Source organism: Caldalkalibacillus thermarum, from assembly GCF_014644735.1.
Lineage (GTDB): Bacteria > Bacillota > Bacilli > Caldalkalibacillales > Caldalkalibacillaceae > Caldalkalibacillus > Caldalkalibacillus thermarum.
Genome location: NZ_BMKZ01000116.1, coordinates 1 through 990, shown reverse-complemented (window position 1 = coordinate 990; position 990 = coordinate 1). Strand labels below are relative to the sequence as shown.

Genomic DNA, 990 nt, shown 5'->3' with positions numbered 1-990 from the left:
TCGCCTTCCCTTTCGGTCAGGCTCACCTATGGGGCTATGTCCCCCCACCTCCATAACAACTTATAGGGAGGCTTTCCTATCCAGATGTGATCTCTAAAATCTGTGTCCACTTTTTAGACTACCATCAATATGTTAAGCTCTTTTATTGCTTTCACTGCCCACAATGACAACAAAATCCCGGATTTCATGTCAAAAATACCTGGTCCATAGGCACGGTTCCCATCGATTCGTAAGCTTAAACGCCCTTTATCCCAGACCGTGTCGAAATGAACAATAATAAGAATCTGCTCATCTCCGTCTCCGTATGTAAACTTCAAGTGGTTCCCTGCACTTTCTTGTTTAAAAACCTCTGCTGTTAACCCAAGGTGCTCCTTAAAAAGGTCTTGCAAAACTTGACCGCACTCATCCACCAATGCTTTATCGTGGGATGGAGATTCGGCTTTCACAAGTGTTTCAACAGTCTGAAAAATGTGCTGCTCATGATCTTTTAAATAGCTAAAAATGTTTGTCATAATGATTGCTCCTCGTATAGTATTTTTAGAAAGATTTTTTAATCGAATTTCCAGTTGGATAGGCTCCTTGACAATCGCATATTCTTGGGTGACTTGCCCACGGGGGAGGGGCGCCCCTCCCCCGTGGGTCGCAAACATATTTCACAAACATCGGGGTTGGACTTTTCGCGATGCTCCTGGATAATGGTCTTGAGGATCATCGGGGACACTCTTCTTTCTCCTGTAGCTTTGACTACTTGGAAAGTCTGTCTCCCCGGTTCCTGTTCGGACGTCTAACCCGCAGGCTGTTCCCGTTGGTTCCCCATGCTAGAAGGAGCAGCTTCCAGGCAGCCCATGGCCCAACGTGAGTTTTCATACGCGAGGGTGACTGGTCAACAGGCGCGGTCCGGGGGCATCCCGAAGAGTCCCAACCCCACGATCCTACTACGATTGGAGGTGATCTCATGAAACTCTACGTCGGGATTGACGTGAGCTCGAC

General features: G+C 47.6%; 1 protein-coding gene. It reads right to left on the bottom strand.

The window, feature by feature from the left end; translation table 11 throughout:
- Positions 1 to 113: 113 nt before the first annotated feature.
- A complete protein-coding gene (locus IEW48_RS16740) occupies positions 114 to 512 on the bottom strand; it encodes a M20/M25/M40 family metallo-hydrolase (protein WP_188624719.1) in 399 nt (132 codons plus the stop codon).
- Between the last annotated feature and the right edge of the window lie 478 nt (positions 513 to 990).